General features: G+C 51.0%; 14 protein-coding genes. 7 read left to right on the top strand and 7 right to left on the bottom strand.

The features are described from left to right. Window positions 1-114: 114 nt before the first annotated feature. From ACN0YN_RS23990 to ACN0YN_RS23975, 4 genes are all read right to left on the bottom strand, one after another. On the bottom strand, window positions 115-3,348 hold the full coding sequence (locus tag ACN0YN_RS23990) for an efflux RND transporter permease subunit (RefSeq protein ID WP_417387567.1): 3,234 nt from the start codon (window positions 3,346-3,348) through the stop codon (window positions 115-117). Then, complete coding sequence (locus tag ACN0YN_RS23985; protein ID WP_417387566.1) at window positions 3,345-4,787, bottom strand: efflux RND transporter periplasmic adaptor subunit; 1,443 nt, start codon at window positions 4,785-4,787, stop codon at window positions 3,345-3,347. The genes ACN0YN_RS23990 and ACN0YN_RS23985 overlap by 4 nt, the downstream gene beginning before the upstream one ends. Window positions 4,788-4,944: 157 nt before the next feature. Beyond that, window positions 4,945-5,613 (bottom strand): TetR/AcrR family transcriptional regulator, encoded by a 669-nt coding sequence (locus ACN0YN_RS23980; protein ID WP_417387565.1) that lies wholly within the window; start codon window positions 5,611-5,613, stop codon window positions 4,945-4,947. A gap of 303 nt (window positions 5,614-5,916) precedes the next feature. After that, a complete protein-coding gene (locus tag ACN0YN_RS23975) occupies window positions 5,917-6,279 on the bottom strand; it encodes a hypothetical protein (RefSeq protein ID WP_417387564.1) in 363 nt (120 codons plus the stop codon). A 302-nt stretch (window positions 6,280-6,581) separates the two neighbouring features. Here ACN0YN_RS23975 and ACN0YN_RS23970 point away from each other — a divergent pair, with 302 nt between their 5' ends. Beyond that, a complete protein-coding gene (locus ACN0YN_RS23970) occupies window positions 6,582-7,850 on the top strand; it encodes a CCA tRNA nucleotidyltransferase (RefSeq protein WP_417387563.1) in 1,269 nt (422 codons plus the stop codon). A gap of 47 nt (window positions 7,851-7,897) precedes the next feature. After that, complete coding sequence (locus tag ACN0YN_RS23965) at window positions 7,898-9,001, top strand: Gfo/Idh/MocA family protein (RefSeq protein WP_417387562.1); 1,104 nt, start codon at window positions 7,898-7,900, stop codon at window positions 8,999-9,001. A gap of 3 nt (window positions 9,002-9,004) precedes the next feature. On the opposite strand, the gene ACN0YN_RS23960 is transcribed toward ACN0YN_RS23965, so the two are convergent. Beyond that, window positions 9,005-10,096: a DUF6268 family outer membrane beta-barrel protein gene (locus tag ACN0YN_RS23960; RefSeq protein ID WP_417387561.1), complete on the bottom strand. Its 1,092-nt coding sequence runs from the start codon at window positions 10,094-10,096 to the stop codon at window positions 9,005-9,007. Between the two features lie 312 nt (window positions 10,097-10,408). Here ACN0YN_RS23960 and ACN0YN_RS23955 point away from each other — a divergent pair, with 312 nt between their 5' ends. Together ACN0YN_RS23955 and ACN0YN_RS23950 are read left to right on the top strand one after the other, a co-directional pair. Beyond that, on the top strand, window positions 10,409-10,579 hold the full coding sequence (locus ACN0YN_RS23955; RefSeq protein ID WP_417387560.1) for a DUF6800 family protein: 171 nt from the start codon (window positions 10,409-10,411) through the stop codon (window positions 10,577-10,579). 85 nt (window positions 10,580-10,664) lie between these two features. Continuing rightward, window positions 10,665-11,051: a VOC family protein gene (locus ACN0YN_RS23950; RefSeq protein WP_417387559.1), complete on the top strand. Its 387-nt coding sequence runs from the start codon at window positions 10,665-10,667 to the stop codon at window positions 11,049-11,051. Between the two features lie 81 nt (window positions 11,052-11,132). Here ACN0YN_RS23950 and clpB read toward each other — a convergent pair whose 3' ends face one another. Together clpB and dnaK are read right to left on the bottom strand one after the other, a co-directional pair. Beyond that, window positions 11,133-13,748 carry an ATP-dependent chaperone ClpB gene (clpB, locus tag ACN0YN_RS23945; RefSeq protein WP_417387558.1) on the bottom strand — a complete coding sequence of 872 codons (2,616 nt, stop codon included), beginning with the start codon at window positions 13,746-13,748 and terminating at the stop codon, window positions 11,133-11,135. Window positions 13,749-13,997: 249 nt separating this feature from the next. After that, window positions 13,998-15,899: a molecular chaperone DnaK gene (gene dnaK, locus ACN0YN_RS23940; protein WP_417387557.1), complete on the bottom strand. Its 1,902-nt coding sequence runs from the start codon at window positions 15,897-15,899 to the stop codon at window positions 13,998-14,000. A gap of 711 nt (window positions 15,900-16,610) precedes the next feature. Between dnaK and pheA the strand changes: the two genes are divergently transcribed. The 3 genes from pheA to secG all read left to right on the top strand — a co-directional run bounded on the left by pheA (window position 16,611) and on the right by secG (window position 19,572). After that, on the top strand, window positions 16,611-17,774 hold the full coding sequence (gene pheA, locus ACN0YN_RS23935; protein WP_417387556.1) for a prephenate dehydratase: 1,164 nt from the start codon (window positions 16,611-16,613) through the stop codon (window positions 17,772-17,774). Between the two features lie 274 nt (window positions 17,775-18,048). Beyond that, window positions 18,049-18,822, top strand: coding sequence for a triose-phosphate isomerase (gene tpiA / locus ACN0YN_RS23930; RefSeq protein ID WP_417387555.1), 774 nt, complete (start codon window positions 18,049-18,051; stop codon window positions 18,820-18,822). Between the two features lie 156 nt (window positions 18,823-18,978). Then, on the top strand, window positions 18,979-19,572 hold the full coding sequence (gene secG / locus ACN0YN_RS23925) for a preprotein translocase subunit SecG (protein ID WP_417387554.1): 594 nt from the start codon (window positions 18,979-18,981) through the stop codon (window positions 19,570-19,572). Window positions 19,573-19,607 lie beyond the last annotated feature (35 nt).

Here is a 19,607-nt window from a genome sequence, read left to right as displayed (position 1 = left end):
TGAAAGAAGTCAGACTTCTTTTTAACGGGATACAGACTCAAAGGATCGGCGTATAGTAACCATTCGCCTTAATGATTATCAAGAATATATCCATTTGATCACAAGATCGTATTTTCAAGTCTGGATGTGTACTGGACCTGAAACCGGATCCTCACTTCTATTATAGGCAGCCCCCTCTTCGTTTCCATCACTATTACGGATCCAGGGTTCATCTGCCTGGGCTCCCAGTGCACGGGCATAGAGATAGTAATAGGTGGGAATCAGGAACAGCACCAGCACGGTCGCCAGCATCAGACCAAAAATCAGGCTGGCAGCCATCGGAATAATAATCTGTGCCTGAAAGGAAGTCTCTTTCAGAATGGGTGCTAACCCGACGATTGTCGTCATGGAAGTCAGCAGCACAGGCCGAAAGCGACGACGGCCTGCGTCGATCAAGGCTTCGCGTAACGGGAGGCCGTCTGCGACACGATGGTTGATAAAATCGATCAGAACAATCGAATCATTGACCACGACACCTGTCAAAGCGACCAGACCGAACAGCGAAAACAGCGTCAATTCCATTCCCAGAATTGCATGGCCAAATACGGCACCGATAATCCCCAGGGGAATAATGCCCAGAATGATCAACGGCTGCACGTAAGAGCGAAATTCCACAGTCAGCAGCGCGAACATGGATGCCAGAGCGATCATCAGCCCCACAATCAGACTGTTGACCGATTCATCCGTCTGTTCCTGCTGCCCTTCCCAGCGGACATTGACATTCGGGTACTCTGCGAGTAACTGATCCATAAAGCCTCCCGACTTTTTCAGAGACTTGACGATCTCGCGTGCATTCCCCTCTTTTTCATTCAAATCGGAAGAGACGGTAATCGATCGCTGCTGATCAATTCGATTGATTTCTGAGTAGCCGCGTTTCACCGTCACATCTGCCAGTTCTGTCAGGGGACGTTCTGCTCCGTCGCCGGTGCGAATGCGAATGTCATCGAAACTCGATAATGATTTTCGCTCCTCTTCCGGATAACGCACCATCAGCTTGACTTCGTGACGTCCCCGCTGCAGACGCATGACCTCTTCACCGTAGTAGGTGGCACGCACTGTCTCTGCGACATCGGCCAGGGGAATTCCCATCGCCCGCGCTTTATCTTTAATCTTGATTTGAAATTCCCATTTACCAGGACTGGAATCGTCGTTGACATCTTTCACACCCGGATAGGTTTCCAGTTCCCGTTTACAGGCTTCGACTGCCGCCTCCAGCTCTGAAATATGTTTTCCATCCGCCAGCAGTTTGAATTCGATCGGCTTGCCTCCCGGCCCCATGGAAGGTGAATTGAAAGTCAGTCGGTCGACCCCCGGGATTTTCCCGACACGCTCTCTCCACATATCGAGGATCTCTTCACTGCCCAGCGTGCGTTCCTCGGCTTCTACGATCTCGACACTGACTTTTCCGACATGGCTCCCCTCGACAGATCCTCCCAAATTGGCTCCCGATTCATCACGCGTTCCGAAACCAACGTTCCGCCTCACAAGCTTGATCAGGGAATTGCCATACTCCTGCTGATATTCTCGATCCAGAGCTTCAAATTCTTCCTGTATTCTCCGGGTCATCTCTCCGGTAATTGACTGCGGCGTTCCGTCCGGATATTCAACCGTGGCTTCAATCATGCGGAAATCGGTCTTGGGAAAAATATTGAACGGCGCGAACCCGCCCATAATTAACCCTGCAGACAACAGCATCAAAGCCCCGGCGACTGCCAGAGCCGACGAAGGATAATTCAACGCCGCCTTGAGGACAGGCAGGTAGCAGCGGTCAATAAACCATTCCAGTTTGCGACTGACGAATCCGGCTTCCTGTTTCTGAACTTCCCCGTCCTTCGGCTGTCTCGCATGAGCCAGGTGGCAGGGAAGAATAAACGTACTCTCCATCAAAGAAATCAACAGCATGGCAATCACCGCGATCGGCATCACCGCGATGAATTTTCCCATAATCCCGGAGACGAACAGCAGAGGCATGAACGCGATCACTGTCGTAGAAACCGAGGCACAGACTGACGGCAATACTTCGGAGGCACCATCAATGGCAGCAGTCACGAATGACTTCCCCATCTGTCGATGTTCGTAAATGTTCTCACCCACCACGATCGCATCGTCGACAACAATCCCCAGCGCCATCAGGAAGGCAAACATCGAAAGCATATTCAATGTCTGTCCGGTGTAGTACAGAACAATACAGGCACCAAACATCGAAATCGGAATCCCCAGCGCCACCCAGAATGCCAGCCGGAATTCCAGAAAAATCGCCAGCGTGATGAATACCAGGATCAGTCCCTGAAAACCGTTCCGGGTCAACAGGTCCATACGGTCCTTCACATCGACAGACTGATCTTTCCATAGTTTCAGTGAATATCCGGGAGGTAACTTCTCAGTCTCAACAAATGCCCTGACTTCTTCTACGATAGCCAGCAGATCCTCCTGACTGGTGCGTTCCACGGCGACCGACAAAGCCGGCTTGCCGTTGATTTCGCTGATCATCGTCGTGTCAGCAAATTCGTCGTGAACGTGCCCCAGGTCGCCTACGGTCAGTACGACTCCCCCTGGTTCCGTCACGAGGGGGATCTTCTCAATTTCCCGGCCAGTCAGGTGTTTATTTTTGCCGCGTACTAATACGACCTCGGAAGCGGTATTCAGCTTTCCACCGGGCAGTTCCAGATTTTCTCTGCGTACGGTTCGCGCCACATCCTGTAAGGTCAGCCCATATTTTCGCAGGGTCGCTTCCGGAATCTCGATATCAATCTGATAATCACGTGCCCCGGCAATATTGGCCTGCGAAACCGATTTCAGCATCATCAGGCGATCGCGAATATTTTCTGCCACATTGCGCAATTCCAGCGCACTGTTTTCGTTTCGAACCTCCGGTCCGATCACCGCAACTTCGATCGCCACCTGTCGAAACGTGATCTGCTGAATCTCCGGATCTTCCGCCAGCTCCGGAAAACTGGGAATGCGATCGATTTCGGAACGCACCTCGTTCAGAATTTTCTGCACATCGGGAACATCCGCCCGTAATTCCAGAACAATCGACCCCGAGCCTTCATTGGCAATCGATGTCATTTTTTTGATGCCATCAATCGCGCGAACGGCCTCTTCCATTTTCTGGCAGATGCCTTCTTCGACTTCATCGGGACTGGCACCAGGGTATGGGACTGAGACCAGAATGATTTCCAGTTCAAATTCCGGAAAGACTTCACGCCGCATCATCATCAGTGAAACCAGGCCGACCCCCAGCACGGTCACCATCAAAGTATTCATGGCCGGGGAGTTATTGATGGCCCATTTGATGATTGACCTCATTCTGAGTCTCCCTCAGTCACCGGCATGCCTTCATTTGCTGTACTGAGGGGCGAGATCACAACCCGGTCTCCCGGTTTCAACCCCGATGCGCCCTGTTCAACCAGCATCTGATCGCCGCTGATGTCGACCACGCGGACTTTCTCGGAATGCAGCTTGCCATCGCGGACGACCCAGACCAGATTTCCCGGACGAATAGCCATCTCGGGAATTTCAAACAGGGAGACATTTCCCTTGAGGGGAATGTCAATCACGACAAACATTCCGCGTGTCAGCGGAGGCGCTCCGACAACCTGGCTGGTTGGCTGACCATTCACCAGGATGGCAGAAGGCCTCGGGTCAGAGACCACAATCCGACAGGGGACCGTTCTCGTTTTTTCATCCAGTCCGATCCCGTCGAACCGGGACAGTTCACCATCCCAGACAAACTTGCGTCCGCCCAGTTCGTAAGACACTTTGACGGGCAGTTGTGGCAGTTGATATCCCAGATCATGTCGATTGGGCTGATCCGGGAGTTTTTTATTCCCCTGAGCTGATTGAGCCGCATGCTGCCAGAGCAGATAGAGTTCTTCCATCCGCAGATCGATGCTCACTTCGACAGCAGAAGTATCTTCAATGGTCACCAGCGGGTCACCAACTTTGACATAACCATCTTTCTCGACGGAGTCCTCAACGATGACCCCATTAATCGGTGAATAGATCCGGGTGCGGCTGAGATCCAGTTTGGCACGAGACAGTTGCACGCCTACCAGATCGCGGGCATGCATCATACGCTGCCGTTTGGATCGCAGCAGATCGGCTTCATTGGTGATTTTCTGCAGCGCATTGCGCGCCGCCAGCTCACTCCGTTTGGCTTCCTCAAATTCGGTATCGGAAACCACATTTCTGGCTCTTAGTTTTTCCACCCGGTCCAGGTGCGTTTTCTGCAGACGTACTTCTTCGTGTGCCAGATCAATCATCGCTTTGGAGTTATCGATCTCGACTTCCAGTTCGTCGATGGCATCCTGGGCTTGAGCATGCTCCTGAGTCAGTCGCTTGACCTCGAGTTCGTAGTTCTCGGGATCAATCTGGATTAACAGATTTTCTGTCCCCTCTGCCGCTCGCTCCTTGTCAGTTGCTTTACGAACCAGGTTGCCGACCTTACATCCATCGCGAGTCAGGATCACCCTGCCTGCGACTTCCGCCGCCAGCTTCACTTCGCGGGAAGGAACCACCGATCCATCCACAGTCACGGAGAACCCGGAATCTGTCAGCGTCACAGGCTGGGTTAAAACCAGCGGTGCATTCTGGGACAAAAGTTTCTGACTCTGTTCCGGCTCTTTTTTCATCGCCATCAAGACGACCAGGCTGCCGCCGCCTGCGGCTAAAATGATCACCGGAAGCATGAAATGCTTCAGCTTCTTATAAAAGCTGCCTGATTTCTTAGTTTTGAAGTCTGACATGATTATTTTCTATCGTGAATTGCATCACAAATGAAATTGACAGTGAAACGCGTAAAGCCAATTCCAGTCGCCTGGCATTAATACTTTGATTCAGAGAGTTCCGTTTTAAATTCGACTCAGTTTTATTACAAGTTTTCCGATTGTGCATCGGATCGGTTCAGATCTGGTTAAGTGATGAAGAAGATTCCATTTCTGAAGAGAGGTATTCGTGTTTCAGATTTTTGATTGCTGACAGAGAAAACTGCAGAATATGTTCAATAATTTGTTCGGTATTGTAATGCGCTTTCTGTTCTTCCTCTCCAAGCATCAAAGTCACCAGACTGCCTGACACACGATAGAACTGACATTGAGCGGCAATACTGAAGATACACTGCATCCGTCGGTAGTCAGGTACGTCATCTCCCAGAATCTCCAGCAGGATTTTGTCGGCAATGTTCACAAACGGTCGGAACAGTTCCTGAACCAGATGCTCACAGGCCCGTGTCGGCCTGAGTACTTCGCGCATAATCAGATGATTGCTCCAGGAAAGTTCTCCCGTTCCCAACATGCGTCTCACCAGTGTTATGACCCAATCCTCTAATTTTTGTTCAGGGGGAGTATGCTCATTCCATTCCGGTAAAGGTGCCCGGGAAACGCCCATCTGCTTTGCCAGACAGATGACTTCCAGGTAAAGCTGCTCTTTATCGCCAAAATAATAATTGACACTCGCCACATTGACATCCGCTTTCTGACAGATTTCACGAACCGTTGCTTTCTCAAAACCTTTCTCTGAGAAAACAGGCCCTGCCACCTCCAGCAGTTTTTCACGGACATTAATGGTAGACATGAGTGGTGATGTTCCAGTTCTTTGTAGCGCTGACAGGTCAATCTGACAATCGAGTGATTTGAGACTGGCTGGTAGAATCGTTAAACCCGCCGTTTAAAACAATTGTATTAAACACGTGTTTAAATTCAAATAGTATTTTTGAAAATGAAATAACAGCTGCTTAAACTATTATTTTTAAAATACTTATAAAACAATGCTGCAATTAGAGTGTGTCCGCGACTTTTGAGTGGAATTCGCTTCTCAGCGGCAGATCCTGGCCGAATTCAGCACTTCAGATCCTGGTTCGATCAAAAGGCGGTTCGATCAACTGGCAAAGCGTTCGGGACCTTCTTCGCGGATATCAAACCGCTCAAACCCGGATTCATCAAGCCGCTGCCTGAGAAGTTCTCTCCATAGATGCTGCGGAAGTCCGTTCAAAATCCCGTACAGGACCATCCCGATCGTGAGACTGGCAACTTCGACGACGCGCATCGGCAGCGAAAATTGCCTTAAATCAGCGAAGATCTCCTCGGCACTGCAATATTCACCAAACTTCTGATCATGGTACATAAATTCCACGCCAGAGAAATCTTTGCTCCATTCATAGTCGAACGGACCAAATTCTCTTCTACGATGGAGAACCCAGAAGCGGGTTCCCTCAAAACGTATTCCGTGGGTACCTTCCAAAAGTAATGTTCCTGAAAAAGACTGGTACTCGTGAGTGCCATGAGTGTGTGAGACCTCTCATCAACCAGATGGAAACAAAATGGACTATTAAATCATACGAAATGAACCCACTTTTGCGAAGTCCGTTTTTGAACCTGAGCGGCGGCTTTACTGTCCATTTAACTCATTCACAGTCCAGCATTTCAGGTCGACTCTCTGGAAAGTCCTAAAAAACAAGTACCATAAGTCGATATCTGAACAGAACTTGCTATCATCGTTCCATATAAGTACTTTTTCTGAATCCCATTGAATCCCCTGGCTCCATGAAACACACAGATCCGTATATTACCGCAGTTGAAGTCGTCCGCAGATTACGAGACGCCGGCTTCCAGGCCTTATGGGCAGGCGGCTGTGTACGTGATCTTCTGCTACAGAAAGAACCCAAAGATTTCGACGTCGCCACAAATGCGCTCCCGGAGGAAGTGCGCACCCTGTTTGGTAAACGTCACACACTGGCAGTCGGTGCCAGCTTTGGAGTCATCATCGTTCGCGGACATCAGCCGGACTGTGATGTGGAAGTGGCCACGTTCCGCAGTGAAGGCCCTTACCTGGATGGCAGGCGCCCCGAACATGTGAAATTCACGACAGCGGAAGAAGATGCCCAGCGCCGGGATTTCACCATCAACGGCATGTTTTACGATCCCATCAATGACTCGATCTTCGATTATGTGGGAGGGAAAGCGGATCTCAACCAGCACATCATCCGTGCGATCGGTAATCCTCTGGAACGGATGCAGGAAGATAAACTCCGCCTGCTCCGCGCTATTCGGTTTGCAGCCACGCTCCACTTTCAACTGGAAGAAACGACGCGCCAGGCAGTTCAAACGATGTCAGATCAGCTCAATGTCGTCAGCCCCGAAAGAATTGCCGATGAGCTGCGCAAGATGCTGGTTCACCCCACTCGCAGCCAGGCGATTGCCCTGGTTCACGAAACCGGTCTGCTCAAACAGATTCTGCCAGAACTGGCTCCCCTCTGGGAATCCGCAGAAAACCAGAACCTCTGGCCGCTGACACTCGACCGATTGAAACGGGTCAACGCACACAGCTTTGAAACCGCTTTCGCGACGCTGCTGCTGGATTTACCCGCTGCCGGCCCCGCTGAGCGACTGGAGGAACTCTATGAGATCTGTAAACGTCTGCGATTTTCCAACCAGTCCCTGAATCTGGTCCACTGGCTGGTTCAGCAGCGAAACAGCCTGGAAAAGGCCCCGAACATGAAGCTGTCTCAGCTCAAACGCCTGCTGGCACACGAGGATTGTCCGCATCTATTTGAACTGGTTGCCGCCGATTTACGTTCTCGAAATCTACCACTGGACGACCTTGAATTTTGCCGTCAGTATCGTGATCATACTCCCAGAGAGGTCTTGAATCCCCCTCCTCTGATCTCAGGAAATGATCTGATTGACCTGGGCATCAAAACGGGTCCTCAATTCAAAAAGCTGCTGACGCAGGTTCAGGATGCCCAGTTGGAAGAACAGATTCACACACAGGAAGAAGCATTGGCGCTGTTAAGCCAGCTCCTTCAGAAATAAATATCGTATTCCAAATTTCATTCACAGTCGTTCGTTAAGGTTTTCTCATGTCTGATTTAGTTCGTATCGGAATCATTGGAGCAGGCGCCGTATCCGATTACCATCATGTTCCCGGCATCAATTTAGATCCCCGCGCGGAACTGGTTTCCATCTGCGATCCGAACTCAGAACTGCTGGCGCAACGTCAGACCGACTGGGGAAAAACCAAAGTTTCGACACGTTTTGAAGACATGGCAGAAGACCCTGATGTGGATGCCGTGATCATTGCGACCCCGAATTTCACTCATCACGAAATCGCGTTAGCCTGCATCAAAGGGGGCAAACATGTGATGTGTGAAAAGCCACTGGGCCTGAATTACACGGAATCGGCTGAAATGTACCGGGCTGCCCGGGATGCCAACCTGCGTCACATGACGGCTTTCACTTATCGCTTCGCTCCCTCGATGCGGTATGTGAAACACCTGGTTGAATCTGGTGCCCTGGGTGTCCCCCGTCATTTTCGCAGCCAGCGTTTTCTCGACTGGCCTGAATCCAGTTGGGGCTGGCGACAGAGTAAAAAACTGGCCGGTGCCGGTGACCTGTTTGACATGACGATTCACCGCATCGACTTCGCACAGGACCTGCTGGGGCCGATCAAAAGCATCTGCGGTGCTGTCGCCCAGTTTGTTCCCCGGGATAAAACCGCGGACGGGCAGCCTTGCGAACCGTCTGAAGTGGATGACTGGTCATCCCTGATTGGTCAGTTCGAAAACGGAGCTGTGGGAGTCTGGGAAGGCAGCACCCTGATGAAAGGCTACCACAACGATGGCTTCGGTTACGAATGGGCCGAGGTCAACGGTTCCGAAGGTTCCGCCGCCTATCAGTTGACCGATCCCAACAATATTCTGATCGGCAAACCGGGGCAAACCATGGAAAAACTGCCTGTCCCCGAAGAATTCCTGGTCATTGAAGGCAGCCCGCGTAAGCCTCACGAAGGGGTCCCCAGCACCGTCTTCCGTTACGACCTGGTCTATGAATTCGTCTCTGCGATTGTGGAAGAACGGGATGCGATTCCCGGTTTTGATCACGGTGCTTCGGCTCAGCTCGTTGCTGACTCCGTACTTGAATCGTTCGACAAACGGACCTGGATCGACATCAACTGCGACCTGTAAGCATCAGAAGGTCAGCTGGTAACGCACCATCCCGGTCGGCGAAATATCGTAATTGCCGATGTCGGATTTGTATTCCAACTTTCGATCGAAGACGAATCCGACTTCGAACTTGCTGATCATTCCGCCGGTGTGTTTCGTTTCGAGACCGCCGATTAAACGCAGATCGCTGTAGGTGGCGATGTCATCAATTCCCGATGGACCACGCCGAATACCCCACGAACCACCGCCAAACTCACCAGCAACATAGGCCCACCGCTCAAGTGTGTCTGTTTTTTCGATACGATACGTGAATTTCGGTTTGGGGAAGATCAGTTCGAGGCGTGATCCTTCGCTGAACCACATGATCATCCCCGCTGCAGGCAGCATTTTGATGTTTTCACGATCCAGATACACAACCCCCATGACGAACTGCTTGGAGCGGGAATGCACATAATAGGCGAGCCCCCTACCAGTAATTCGCAGAGAATCGGATGTCACATTTTTGAAATCGCTGTAAACCCCGGGAGCGACTTCCAGCTCATAGGACCATTTTTCGTTATGTTTTTTAAACCAGCGAAAGGCCACCGAGGTATCGTAAACTCGCGCTGGTAAATCCGTCTGTACCGGACCATCCAGATAATGCACGCCGAAATAAGGCGTCACCGAGAAACCTTCAAACCGCGGAAAATCGATCGTTTCAGACAAATTGATACTGAAAATCCCCAGGTCATTATCGGTCCCCGGCAACCATGTCACTCCCGCATCCCCCTGCTTATGAGAGATGAGGGGCACAATCGCATCACAGTCGACACAGTCATCGTCCGGATCAGCCCAAACCTGATCGTCTTCCAGCAACTGCGGGGGAATTCCTAATGCTTCGCGCGACTCCGCGTCCAGTACATTGGGAACCTGCGGAGACTGACTCACCTGTTCGATTTCGACATCGCGCGGCATGAAAATCGTTTGATGCTGCAGTGTCTGCGATCTGTCTGCAACCAGTTTACTCCGCGATTGAACAGACGAACCCTGAGCCCATGCCGTACCATCGGCACTCCCCATGCTGAACGCACACAGGGCGACAACCAGAAACACAGCCTGGCGGGACTGATACAACATGACTGATTTTCCCAAATTGACGATTTTATCTGGAAATCATTCTCTCAGCCCGGATAAGGGGACCAGAGTCAGATAGATAAGAGGTGGAAAGGGGAGAAATTTTGAGAGAGGTAGTAGTGAGTACCGGGTGAAATATCAGGGATTGAATTTAAGGTCAAGCCGAATCCCGATTGTATGGATCTCTGATTTCTCTGCAAAAATGCCCTGTCCTGATCGTTGCCCCTTACCAGATTAGATGTTAGAATCAGGTTCCTAGCACAGAATATATACATTCGAACATAGCAATTTTCTTTAATCAGGAACTAATGAGAAATGGGACGTGTTGAAAAAGGGCGTGAACTGGCCCAACGTCGAGTCCGCAAACACAAGCTGAAACAGCTCCGGGCTAAGTTTGCTAAAGCGAAAGATCCTTCGGAAAAAGAAGCGATCCAGGAAAAAGTTCGCAAAATCAGCCCTTTCACTGTTCTGGAAGAATCTGCATAAGCAGCTCCAGCAGTCGATTGATGAAACATGACGCTGACTCAACTGAAGTGAGCGTCGTTTTTTCATGCGCGATGGGAATCTGCCAATGGGTGAATTGAATTCGAAAATCAATCGGGCGGTCTGGATTGATATCCCAGTCGCTAACCTGGAACGCGCTGCTGCGTTCTATGAAGCAGTGCTTAACACCAAAGTTCACATCGAACAATTCAACGAACTGCAGTTTGGTGTGCTGGACCACGAACAGGGAAACGGCGGCTGCCTGATTCTCAACGCAGCAGCGATTTCATCCAGCCAGGGAATCCTGGTTTATATGAACGTCGATCAGCGCATTCGCGATGCCGTCACCCAGGTTGAATCTCAAGGCGGAAAAATCATCGAACCGATCCATTCGATCGGCCCGCATGGATTTCGAGCGATCATTCTCGACAGCGAAGGCAATCGCCTCGCCTTGCACTCCAATTCCGACACCTGAAATAAATGAGTCAACGCAGCTGCAGACATCTCGTCCGAAGCTGCGCTCAACTCAAAAATCCCAACGCCTGTAGAGCGTCGCTTATCTGCCGGAGAACAGAAACAGCCCTTCATGCGCATCCACATGAATCGTGGCCCCTTCCTCAAAATCTCCCGAGAGCAGCTTGTTGGCCAGCTCATTCTGGATATTCTGCTGAATGGTCCGTTTCAAAGGACGTGCCCCATACACCGGATCATAGCCTTCCTCTGCAAGTAGATCCTTGGCAGCAGTTGTGACTTCCAGAGTGTAACCATTGGCCTCCACCAGCCGAGACAGATTCTGCAACTGCAGCTCCACAATCTGGCGGATCTCTTCCTGTCCCAATGGATGGAATACAATCACTTCATCAATCCGGTTCAGGAACTCCGGCAGAAACTCATGCTGCAAGGCATCCATCACACGGTTGTGAATCAGCGCCTCATCTTCTTTCCCAGACAGATCCATAATCGTCTGGCTGCCGATATTCGAGGTCATCACCACAATCGTATTGGAGAAATCAACAGTTCGCCCGTGGCTGTCTGTCAGGCGTCCGTCATCCAGCAGCTGCAACAGGATATTAAACACATCCCGATGTGCTTTTTCGACTTCGTCCAACAGAACAACCGAGTAAGGCTGCCTTCGTACGGCTTCTGTCAGGCGTCCCCCCTCTTCGTAACCCACGTACCCGGGAGGGGCACCAATCAGCCGCGCGACCGAATGTTTCTCCATGAACTCGCTCATATCGATGCGAATCATGCTGCGTTCATCATCAAACAGAAATCCAGCCAGCGCTTTACACAGTTCCGTCTTACCAACACCGGTCGGCCCGAGAAACATGAACGAGCCAATCGGTCGATTCTGGTCCTGCAGACCAGACCGTGAACGGCGCACCGCGTTGGAGACCGCCTGCACGGCTTCATTCTGATTGATCATCCGTTTGTGGATTTCGTCTTCCATCCGCAGCAGTTTTTCGCGTTCACCCTGCAGCATTTTCGAAATCGGGATCCCGGTCCACATGCTGATCACCTTGGCGATATCTTCCGAGGTCACTTCTTCGCGCAACAGTCGCTCACCACTCACATCGCCGAGCTCGGTTACTTTCTGCTCCATCTCGGACAGTCGCTGACGTGCTGCGTTCAATTCCTGTTCTGCATTGTAGGCCTGAGAATAATCCTCATTGGAATTCGTCTGCTGTGCGCGATGAAACGCCTGCTCGTAAGCTGTATTCAGCCGATCGATCTCTTCTTTCAAGGGCTGCAGGCCAGACAGAGCCTCTTTTTCGGTTTCCCAGCGCGTCTTCAACGCATTGACACTCTCTTCGCGATCCGCAATCTGCTTGCGCAGTTCTTTCAACCGCTCCTGACTGTCGTGCGTCGTTTCCGTCGCCAGCGCAGCAGCCTCGATCTGCATCCGGGTTAACTGCCGGGTTGCCTCATCGATTTCCGCAGGCATGGAATCCATCTCCATCCGCAACTGACTGGCGGCCTCATCGACCAGGTCGATCGCTTTGTCAGGCAGAAACCGATCATTGATATACCGATCCGATAGAGTGGCCGCATTGATCAACGCATCGTCGGTGATCCGCACGCCATGATGTGTTTCATAACGTTCTTTCAAACCCCGCAGGATGGAAATCGTATCTTCCACCGTCGGTTCACTCACCATGACCGGCTGAAAACGTCGTTCCAGCGCAGGATCTTTTTCGATGTATTTGCGATACTCGTCCAGCGTGGTGGCCCCGACGCAATGCAGTTCCCCACGGGCCAGAGCGGGCTTCAGCAGATTCGAAGCATCAGCGCCCCCTTCGGCAGCCCCTGCCCCCACCACGGTATGTAATTCGTCGATGAACAGAATGATCTGCCCTTTCGCCGACTCAATCTCTTTCAGAACGGCCTTCAGGCGATCTTCAAATTCCCCTCGATATTTGGTCCCTGCAATCAACGCCCCCATATCCAGGGCAATCACCCGTTTGTTTTTCAGGTTCTGAGGCACATCGCCCATGACGATTCGATGTGCGAGACCTTCCACAATCGCCGTTTTCCCGACACCGGCTTCACCGATGAGCACCGGGTTATTTTTCCGACGTCGCGACAGAATCTGAACAACGCGGCGGATCTCCTGATCGCGACCGATGACCGGATCAATTTTCCCCTGCCGGGCCAGTTCGACGAGATCTTTACCATACTGTTCCAGCGACTGGTACTTCTCTTCCGGACTCTGATCGGTGACACGCTGCCCGCCACGCACGGCCTGCAATGCAGAAAGTACGTCGTCTTCTTCAATGCCGTTCAGCTCCAGGATCCGCTTCGGCTGATCGTCGACTGTGGTAAATGCCAGCAGCAGGTGTTCTGTCGAAACAAAATTATCCTGCATCTGATCTGCCCGATCCTGAGCTGCCTGCAGAACTTTAAGCAGTGCCTGACCGACGCCGACCTGCATCGTTGCCCCGGACACCTTCGGCAGCCGACTGATTTCATCATCGACCATTTTCTGCAGTTGAGGCAGGTTGGCTCCGATCTTCTGAATCAGCGGCTTCACCACCCCCTGCTCTTCATCCAGCAACGCTTTGAGCAGATGCAGCGGTTTGATTTCCTGCTGACCAAAATCTTCAGCCGTCTGTTGAGCACGCTGGACGGCTTCCTGGGCCTTTACAGTCAACTTTTCAAATCGAAATGCCATAACACTCCTCCGTTCTATTGTTAACCTGCGCAGCAACTCAACAGCCTGAATTATCATATCAGATAACTGGTCGGTAAGCAGTGCCCGTATATTAAATTTTAAGTGAATCAGACCCGGGGAAGGGAGAGTCTTTTGAGTCTGATCAATGGTATGAAACTGAAAAAACAGTCTTCCAGAAATGGATTTTAAGGCAGGAGTCCGGGGCTCAAGACGATCCTTGAGCCCCGTTCCTTATCTCACAGAACTGCTTCAGTCCTTTTTCTCAAACTCGGCATCAATCACATCCTCTTCATCGGAGGCAGCACCCGCTTCCGGAGCAGCACCTTCAGCACCACCAGCTTCCTGGCTTTGCTTATACATCTGCTCGGTGAAGGCATGTGTGGCCTGCTGCAAAGACTCACAGGCTGAATTGATGGCGGCAACGTCTTCCGTTTCCAGAGCATCGTTGACTTTCTTGACCGATGCTTCGATCGCAGATTTTGAGGACTCATCAATTTTTTCAGCATGTTCTTTCAACAGTTTTTCCACGTCATAAACGATGCGCGAACCATTGTTCTTGGCTTCAGCCAGCTCTTTTTTCTTCTTGTCTTCATCAGCGTGTGCTTCCGCCTGTTTCTTCATGTCTTCAATTTCTGCTTCAGACAGACCACTCGACTGCTCGATTTTGACCGAAGTCTCTTTGCCTGTCGCAACGTCCTTAGCTGATACATTCAGGATGCCGTTCACGTCGATATCGAATACCACCTTAATCTGGGGAACCCCACGCGGTGCCGGCGGAATTTCTTCCAGGTTGAACTGCCCCAGCAACCGGTTGTCGTTGGCCATCTGTCGTTCTCCCTGGAACACACGGACGGTCACAGCAGTCTGATTGTCGGCAGCAGTCGAGAAGACCTGATCTTTGGTCACAGGAATCGTCGTGTTACGCTCAACCAGTTTGGTCATCACGCCACCTTCGGTTTCAATCCCCAGAGAGAGCGGTGTCACGTCAAGCAGCACCACATCCTGAACATCACCAGAGATAATCCCCCCTTGAATCGCAGCTCCGATGGAAACCACTTCGTCCGGGTTCACCCCTTTGTGAGGCTCTTTACCGAAGATCTTCTTCACAAATTCCTGAACCTTGGGAACACGTGTTGAACCACCGACCAGCACGACTTCATCAATTTCGCTCGCACTGAGGCCGGCATCTTTCATGGCCTGCTCAACCGGTTTCCGGCAGCGTTCTACCAGAGGATCGATCAGCTTCTCAAACTCAGCGCGGGTAATCGCCATCTGCAAGTGCTTTGCACCACTGCTGTCAGCGGTAATAAAGGGCAGATTGATATCGGTTGTCTGCGAAGAGGACAGTTCTTTTTTGGCTTTTTCAGCGGCTTCTCTCAGACGCTGCAACGCCATCGCATCGCTCCGCAGATCAATCCCCTGCTCTTTCTTGAAAGACTCTGCAATGTGATTGATCAGTTCTTCGTCAAAATCGTCACCCCCCAGGTGACCATCGCCGTTCGTGCTCAAAGTTTCAATGACTTCATCACCCACTTCGAGAACTGAAACGTCGAACGTACCGCCACCAAAGTCGAAGACCACGATCTTTTCGTCGCTCTTCTTTTCCAGACCGTAAGCCAATGCGGCTGCGGTTGGCTCGTTGATGATACGAGAGACTTCCAGACCGGAAATCTGACCGGCGTCTTTCGTCGCCTGCCGTTGCGCATCATTGAAGTACGCAGGAACCGTCACAACGGCTTTGTTGACCTTGTGCCCCAGATAGCTTTCGGCAGCTTCTTTCAATTTGCGTAAAATGGAAGCCGAGATTTCAGGTGGCGTATAAGTTTTGCCACCCGCTTCAATTTTGACGTAATCTTCCGGCCCGCCGATAATTCCGTAAGGAACAATCTTTTCTTCGCTCTGGACTTCATTATGACGACGTCCCATAAAGCGTTTGACTGAGTAAACGGTATTCTTCGGGTTGGTCACCGCCTGACGTTTGGCAGGTTCACCGACAAGAGTCTCCCCTTTATCAGTGAAGGCGACCACACTGGGAGTGATACGATTCCCTTCCAGGTTGGGGATCACTTTTGCTTCCCCACCTTCCATGATTGAGACCACTGAGTTGGTTGTCCCCAAATCAATACCGATGATTTTTTCGCCTGACGACATGTGAGTTTCCCCTCTTTCTTTATTCGTATTTCAGATCTGTACAAAGCTCAGACAACGAGAAAACTCTCATAGCCTCATACATCTCTCTCTTGTGTTTCAATGCTTCGTTCAATTTTGCCTGAATTCACAGGCTGCCGGGCTTAACTGCAATGAGTGTGCCAAGCTGAACACCGTCGCCGCAAATTACGCATATGTCGTTTAATAACAACCACTTACAACCCCAGGTAGTTTTTACTTAAATTATTCTACCAACCAGCCACTGCCAAATTGACACCACAGCTGACCGATCCTGCCCCAGAGACAAAATGACATAATGGCAGTCAATTCATCCTGACCGCTGGAATAAAGGCTAAACAGTTCACAGGTCAGGCCTAACCGCTTGACAGTCCCCAAACGCGGCGGTACAAACTAGAACAATTGATAATCAGGTCCAAACTGGCATTCACCAGCCGTTTATGTCGTGAGAGAGCCTGTATTTCAAACGCCTCTAAATGATTATTTTATAATATTTTAAGCGAAATATTCAAGAATACGATTCAGGAGAAATCCGAAGTTAATCAATTCTTAAGGGATTGTAATCCAAACTTATGAAGTAATCCAATTTTGTGAAACTGGCAGTAAGCAACGAAACACAACCACGGAAGGCGTGTGATCTGGCTGCGGTTAATTTTCTGAGAGACAGAAACGAGACTCACATCCTGAAAGATTCCGATGGCCAAGAAAAAAGCGGTTAACAAACGAACTTCCGTCAGCAAACCGAAGTCGCCAACCAAGAAAAAAGTGGTCCGCGCCAGCACAAAACGAACCCCCGTATCGCTTCAGACCGAACTAAAAAAAATTGACCGCGAGATTGTCAAACTGGTCAATAAACGCTGTTCCATGACCGTCAAACAGATCAAGTCCGATCCCGAGCCCCGCAAGGCCATGTTTGACCCGAAATCAGATGAAGAACTGCGTGAAACCATCGAAAAACTGAACGGTTCCGGCCCGCTGACCAACAACGCCATCCGGGGAATCTTTCGTCAGATCCTGAGTTCTGCCCGCCGACAGATCCACCCGCAACGCGTCGCCTATCTGGGCCCCGCTTACAGCTATACACACCTGGCAGCTCTGGAACGATTTGGTGAAGGAGCCGACATGGTTCCCGTGAACACCATCGGATCCGTCTTCGAAGAAGTCAATCGAGGCAATACCGAATTTGGTGTCGTTCCCATCGAAAACAGTACAGATGGACGTGTCGTCGACACACTCGATATGTTCACCCGGCTGCCACTGCGAATTTGTGGCGAAGTACTGATCGCCGTACACCACAACCTGCTGGCCCGCTGTGAACGGAGCGAAATCACCGAAATCTACAGTAAACCGCAGGCACTCTCACAGTGCCGCGAGTGGCTCTCCCGCAACATGCCTCAGGCACACCTGCATGAAGTCACCAGCACTTCGACCGCCGCTCAGCTGGCAGCGACCAAACCAGGTGCTGCTGCAGTAGCCAGCCACCAGGCTTCTGTAGAATACGACCTGCAGATTATCGTGGAAGGCATTGAAGACAATGCCAACAACGTCACCCGTTTTGCCGTGATTGGCGAAGAGGTCTGCGATCCGACCGGTAAAGATCGTACCGCGATCCTGGTTCAAATCGCCCACAAAGCCGGCTCCCTGGCTGACACACTGCAGATCTTCAAGAAAAACAAGGTTAACCTGACCTGGATTGAGTCTTTCCCGTTGCGGGGAGAAGAGCCGGGATACCTGTTTTTCATCGATTTTGAAGGCCATGTCCAGGAAGCCCATATCAAACGCACTCTGAGCGAACTGGAAAAACGCGTCGTTCGCCTGGAAACCATGGGCTCCTACCCCAGAAGCGGGATTCTGGAGTAACTGAAACCGGGAATCGAGTCACCCAGGTCACCCGATTCCGGTTAATTCTGTGAAAACAGGGGTCATTTCAGGATTTTCAGCTCAAATCCTTGAATCATTACGTTTGACTCAATAACTTATGCAGCAGCTCCGATTGCTGCTGATAGCGGCATCCGTCACCTTCTGGCGATCGCGGACCGTTTTTGCTTTTGTTTCGCCCCCTGAATTCCCGGCGAAATCATTTTCTGTACAGTCAATACTCACATTCACCTTAACTTGAACCACGGGATTTATTATGCGTCGCTTCCTCGTAGCCGGTAACTGGAAAATGAACACCACCAAAGAATCCGGTGCACAGCTGGCTCAGGCACTGGCAGCTGAGGTGCCCTCTGAAAATCCCGCCGTTGAAGTTCTGGTTTGCCCTCCGTTTCCCTACCTGACCACGATTGGCGATATCGTTTCTGGATCAGGCGTCGGATTTGGCGCACAAAACTGCTACCACGAAGCACCAGGTGCTTTTACCGGTGAAACTTCAACCGAAATGCTGACCGACGTCGGTTGCCGTTCCGTTATCCTGGGACACAGCGAACGCCGCCACGTTCTGAATGAAACAGACGCAGATATCAATCTCAAGGTCAAAAAGGCCCTCGAAGCGGGTCTGCAGGTCGTGCTCTGTGTTGGTGAACTGCAGAGCGAACGTGAATCAGACCAGACAGAAGCCGTCCTCAACACCCAGATGACAGGTGGCCTGGCAGACGTCGATGCTGCTGCATTCGGGCAGATCGTGATCGCTTACGAGCCAGTCTGGGCCATTGGAACCGGTTTAACAGCGAGCCCCGAACAGGCAGAAGCAGCTCACCTCTACCTGAGAAACTGGTTAAAAGACCAGTATTCCGCAGAAATCGCTGATTCCACCCGGATTCTGTACGGCGGTAGCGTCAAACCAGACAATGCCAAAGAACTGCTTTCACAGGAAAACGTGGACGGTGCCCTGGTCGGGGGAGCGAGCCTCAAAGCAGAGCTGTTTATCCCCATCATTCAGGCTGCTGTTGAGTTATCTGCAGAATAGTCCTGAGTTTCTGCCATTTAGAGGACACTCTGAATCCAGAATCGATTTACAGATCGTATGTCATTACAGTATGATACCAGCGATCTGACTTCAGCATTTTGCGAGTGATTATATCAACTCGTTCAGAAGATATTTTAAGCCATTTAGGATGACACAATGATTTTTGCGACGTTCCTGGAAGCCATTACAGACCCTGCTACCATATTGATGACATTCCTGATGTTCTTCGGGGTCCTGCTGATTATCATCATCCTGCTGCAAAAAGGTCGTGGTGGTGGACTGGCCGGAGCTTTCGGTGGTGCCGGTGGTCAAAGCGCACTGGGAACGAAGGCCGGCGATGTCTTCACAAAAATCACGATCGTCATGGCTGTGATCTGGGTCATCCTGGCTGGTGTCTCCGGCATCACCACGCGAGCCAGTTCCGGCAAATACAGTGGTGGTAGTGCCGTTTCTGAAGAGACCTCTGTTTCTTCGGACGACAAAGACAAAGAAGAAGAGAAACCAGCTACCGAAGAAAAACCAGCAGGCGGTCCGGAGTTCACACCTCCCAAAGATCTCAATGCAAAAGAGACCAAACCTGCTGAAGAGAAAAAGCCTGCCGCAACAGACGAGAAAGCAGGCAAGCCGGCTGAGCCAGCAGATAAAGACGCTGCTCCCAAGGCTGCCGCTCCGGAATCGAAACCAGAAGACAAAAAACAGGAAACTCCTGCGAAACCTGAGAAAACCGAATCTCAACCCAAGTCAGAATAGTCAACTTAGTTGAGCCCTGCGTTCGGCAAAGTTTT

This window comes from Gimesia sp., assembly GCF_048260065.1.
GTDB lineage: Bacteria > Planctomycetota > Planctomycetia > Planctomycetales > Planctomycetaceae > Gimesia.
The sequence above is the reverse complement of the archived record's forward strand: the minus strand, read 5'-3'. Positions and strand labels throughout refer to the sequence as shown.

Bases quoted from the DNA above. Each gene is read 5' to 3' on its own strand.
- ACN0YN_RS23990 (WP_417387567.1), bottom strand. From the start codon at position 3,348: ATGAGGTCAATCATCAAATGGGCCATCAATAACTCCCCGGCCATGAAT.
- ACN0YN_RS23985 (WP_417387566.1), bottom strand. From the start codon at position 4,787: ATGTCAGACTTCAAAACTAAGAAATCAGGCAGCTTTTATAAGAAGCTG.
- ACN0YN_RS23980 (WP_417387565.1), bottom strand. From the start codon at position 5,613: ATGTCTACCATTAATGTCCGTGAAAAACTGCTGGAGGTGGCAGGGCCT.
- ACN0YN_RS23970 (WP_417387563.1), top strand. From the start codon at position 6,582: ATGAAACACACAGATCCGTATATTACCGCAGTTGAAGTCGTCCGCAGA.
- ACN0YN_RS23965 (WP_417387562.1), top strand. From the start codon at position 7,898: ATGTCTGATTTAGTTCGTATCGGAATCATTGGAGCAGGCGCCGTATCC.
- ACN0YN_RS23960 (WP_417387561.1), bottom strand. From the start codon at position 10,096: ATGTTGTATCAGTCCCGCCAGGCTGTGTTTCTGGTTGTCGCCCTGTGT.
- ACN0YN_RS23955 (WP_417387560.1), top strand. From the start codon at position 10,409: ATGGGACGTGTTGAAAAAGGGCGTGAACTGGCCCAACGTCGAGTCCGC.
- ACN0YN_RS23950 (WP_417387559.1), top strand. From the start codon at position 10,665: ATGGGTGAATTGAATTCGAAAATCAATCGGGCGGTCTGGATTGATATC.
- clpB (WP_417387558.1), bottom strand. From the start codon at position 13,748: ATGGCATTTCGATTTGAAAAGTTGACTGTAAAGGCCCAGGAAGCCGTC.
- dnaK (WP_417387557.1), bottom strand. From the start codon at position 15,899: ATGTCGTCAGGCGAAAAAATCATCGGTATTGATTTGGGGACAACCAAC.
- pheA (WP_417387556.1), top strand. From the start codon at position 16,611: ATGGCCAAGAAAAAAGCGGTTAACAAACGAACTTCCGTCAGCAAACCG.
- tpiA (WP_417387555.1), top strand. From the start codon at position 18,049: ATGCGTCGCTTCCTCGTAGCCGGTAACTGGAAAATGAACACCACCAAA.
- secG (WP_417387554.1), top strand. From the start codon at position 18,979: ATGATTTTTGCGACGTTCCTGGAAGCCATTACAGACCCTGCTACCATA.